We start from the raw sequence: 3,493 nt of genomic DNA, 5'->3' as shown, positions 1-3,493 counted from the left end.
TTGCACATCGGGAACGAAAATGACGGATGAACGGGCCGATCCGGCCCGCTCGGGACGGCCACTGCGCGCAGCGAAAGACACCGGCGCGCATAATCGACAACCTCGACAGAAAGGCTTTCATGCGCCCCTCGACAACTCGATGCGAGCCGTCGCACGACAGCGACCTCGCCGATCGTCGCGCGGCGGTCCGCACGGACTCCCCCTCGTCACCGCGCGGCAGGCTGATCGCCGCGCTCGTCGAATGCGTCGAGGAGAAGGGCTATCCCGCGACCACACTCGGCGACATCGTGGCGGCTGCCCGGGTCTCGCGCAGCACCTTCTACGAGCACTTCACCAACAAGGAGCACTGTTTCGTCGAGTCGGTGCACACCGGCATCGCGGTGCTGGCCCAGCGCGTCCGCGAGGCGCTGTCCCTGCTCCCCCGCGACGCGGATCCGCGTGCCCGGATCGCCTGTGTCATCACCACATTCTGCGAGGCGGTCGCCGACGAGCCGCGCTTCGCCCGCATGGTGCTGCTCGAGTCCGCGCGGGTCGAGCGCGCCGCGACCGCCGTGCGGGTGCTGGCGCTCGATCCGTTCACCGAGATGTACCGGCACTTCCACGCCAAGGCCGTGGCCGCGGATCCGTTGGTGCCACCGGTCTCGGCCGAACTGATCGCGCTGATCCCGGATGCGATCAGCGAACGCACCCGCCGGGTCATGCTCACCGAGGGCGCGCACGCCGTGCCCGCCTCCGCGCCGCTGTTCATCGCGTTCACCACCACGGTGCTGGGCATGAACTAGGCGCCGGACCGGGTCGTCAGAACAGGGTCATCGGCTCCTGGACGGCCGGGTCCGGCAGGGGCTCTAGTCCGGGGACGAGCGCGCGCACCTGGTCGTGGAAGCGACGCGAGAGCCGCAGCGAGGAGGCGTTGTCCGGGGTGTGCACGAACACCGTCGGGGTGCGCCCCTCCCGCAGCCAGCCCGCCACGACCGGCAACCAGGGCTGCCAGCCGGCCACGGTCGTCTCCTCGTCGTCTCGGCCGTGATAGCGGACCATCGGGTCGGCGGTGAGCGCGCGGGTGCGGCGTGGCAGGTGGGGTTTCTTCGACCGCGCCTCCAACTCGGCGGGACTGGAGGCGGGGGCCGAGAACAGCACGGAGGTGTCGAAAGTGGCCCACTCCGCATCCGCGCGCTCGAGCACCCGCTCCAGCGCGGTGGCGGCGCGCTCGTCCTCGTAGAAGGCGCGGTGACGGACCTCGACGGCACGCCGGATGCCCGACGGCAGAGTCGGCAGGAAGCGGGCCAGCGCGCCGAGGTCGCCGGGGCCGAACGACCCGGGCAGTTGCACCCAGAGCGTGTGCAGGCGCTCGCCGAGCGGCGCCATGGCATCGAGGAAGGCGGCCAGTTCGCCCGCGACCCCGGAGAGCCTGCGCTCGTGGGTGATCGGCTTGGGCAGCTTCGCCGCGAACCGGAAGTCCGGATCGGTCTGCTCGGCCCAGGACCGGACCGTGGCGGGCGAAGGCGTCGCGTAGAAGGTGGTGTTGCCCTCGACCGCGTTGCAGTGCCCGGCGTACCAGCGCAATCGCCGCGCGGGCGGCAACTGCCGCTCCTGCCAGGACGGATGCGTCCACATCGCGCATCCCACATAGAGCCGCATACCCGCGACGTTAGTGCTGTCGCGCCGTGCCCTGATCCTCGCCCTCCTCGGCGGCCGGCTCCGGCTCGCCGCCGCCCGGCGTCTTCACCACCGGGGGACGCATCCGGCGCAACACGAGGACCGCGAGCACGCATCCGACGGTGACGATCAGGGCGATCACGCCGGTCAGCGCGAACAGCAGCACATCGGATCGGCCGTAGGCTCCGGGAGTCTCCCAGCGCCGGGGCAGGGCGAAGCCGACCCCGAAGATCCTGGCCCGCACGGCAACCGCGACGCCGGGCAGGCACAGCACGATCAGCGCCAGCACCAGCGCGGACGCGCCGTCTCTCGGCAGCGCCGAGGCCAGGCTGTAGCCCACCAGCAGCGTCAGCAACAGGCATCCGGTGACCGAGGCAGGCGCGCCAGGACCGTTCACGTTCGCCGTCAGCACCGCGAACAGGGCCAGCCCGGCGGAGCCGAGTATCGCGACCAGCGGCATCGGACGGTAACTGCCCAGCACCATGCCGCCCACCCCCGCGGCCAGCAGCATGGGAACCATCCAGCCGGTCAGTGGCATCAGGAACGTCGCCCCACCGGCAGCGGCCACGGCGACCGCGCACAGCACGATCTCACCCTCGCGGTGTGGCAACAGCAGCGCGCTGAGCAAGGCCGCGGCCACGGTGAGCAGGGCGACAGGCAGCGCGTCATAGGGCGTGGAGCCGTCCCGGACCAGCCAGGAGGAGCCCACCACCGTGCTCGTGGTGAGCACCAGCATCGCGAGGATCGGGCGCAGCGGTAGCTCGACCGAGAGCATCGGCTCTTCCGGACGCGCACCCGGGCACACGAACGCGCACAACAGCAGCAGCACGGTGGCAGGTGCGATCAGCGCGACCGGGGGTGAATCGATGACGAACCAGCCCAGCGGCGAATCGCCCGCGCTACCGGTGAACTCCGCGTCCGAAACGCTCAGATCGCTGAGCATGATGGCACCCATCGCGCCCAGCACCGCCAGCAGCAGCGAGAATCTGCGGTACCGGACAGCCGAGAGGACGCCGCCGAGGATGATCCCGCCCGCCATGCAGTCGACGTAGTTCAAGGTGGTGAGCGGGGCGAAGCCGGAGAAATTCTGCCCCAGCAAATGATTGGCCAGCAGGATCACGCTGCCGCCGAACGCGCTCAGCCAGGCCACTCGGGTGGAAGCGGTCGTGATCGCGAACCCCACCGTGATGATCGCCGCGATGCCGCCGACGGCGGTCGCCTTGGGCAGGCTGTACACGAGCAGTTCCATCTGGAGCGAGGCCGTGCCGTTCGCCCAAGCCAGCGAAATCGGGGTGGACAGCGCCAGACACCCCATCACGGCGGACAGGAACACCGTGATCGACTCGATCACCCTCGGACTTCGCCGCACCTGCTCCAAAGTAATCCAGCGGCGCGGGCCTGTGGGCGTTTGCCGAGGTGTGTCCGCAGTTCAGCGCACCTCTGGTCACTCCCATCCCGGGCGGCGGCCGTCGTCACTCACCGCACGCGCAGCGCCGTCAGCCGCCACCCGGTGGCGCGCCTGCGGACCGCTCCGGCGGCCAACGCGAAACGTCTGCCGCCGCGGTTGTAGCGCGCCCAGAGTTCCGCGCTGTCCGCGGCGACGAGACGGACGTCGATTCTGGCCAGCACGGCCGATCCGAGGGCGCGCTCGGGCGCCAGGTCCCTCGCGACCAGGGTGCGCACCGCGGCCAGCACCAGCGGATCGGCGATCCCGGCCAGTTGCTCGACCGGCCTCCGGCGGTCGAGCACCTCGAGTACCGCGCGCAGCGAACGGTCGGCGAACCCGGCGACCTCGGCACTCGCCTCGGTGCGCTCGGCGGCGTGCGCCGCACGCATC

At 70.9% G+C, this 3,493-nt stretch carries 4 protein-coding genes; 1 reads left to right on the top strand and 3 read right to left on the bottom strand.

What is annotated here, in order from left to right; genetic code table 11:
• Positions 1-119: 119 nt before the first annotated feature.
• Positions 120-782: a TetR/AcrR family transcriptional regulator gene (locus tag ON26_RS05410; protein ID WP_040794870.1), complete on the top strand. Its 663-nt coding sequence runs from the start codon at positions 120-122 to the stop codon at positions 780-782.
• Between the two features lie 16 nt (positions 783-798).
• Here ON26_RS05410 and ON26_RS05405 read toward each other — a convergent pair whose 3' ends face one another.
• The 3 genes from ON26_RS05405 to ON26_RS05395 form a co-directional block, all read right to left on the bottom strand.
• Entirely contained in the window at positions 799-1,638 is an 840-nt protein-coding gene (locus tag ON26_RS05405) for a DUF72 domain-containing protein (RefSeq protein WP_040794869.1), read from the bottom strand.
• Between the two features lie 10 nt (positions 1,639-1,648).
• Positions 1,649-3,025: a hypothetical protein gene (locus tag ON26_RS05400; RefSeq protein ID WP_157171790.1), complete on the bottom strand. Its 1,377-nt coding sequence runs from the start codon at positions 3,023-3,025 to the stop codon at positions 1,649-1,651.
• A 107-nt stretch (positions 3,026-3,132) separates the two neighbouring features.
• A partial coding sequence (locus ON26_RS05395; RefSeq protein ID WP_245545734.1) for an Rv3235 family protein occupies positions 3,133-3,493 on the bottom strand: 361 nt, incomplete at its 5' end.

The organism is Nocardia higoensis NBRC 100133, assembly GCF_000308595.1.
GTDB classification, from domain to species: domain Bacteria; phylum Actinomycetota; class Actinomycetes; order Mycobacteriales; family Mycobacteriaceae; genus Nocardia; species Nocardia higoensis.
The sequence above is the reverse complement of the archived record's forward strand: the minus strand, read 5'-3'. Positions and strand labels throughout refer to the sequence as shown.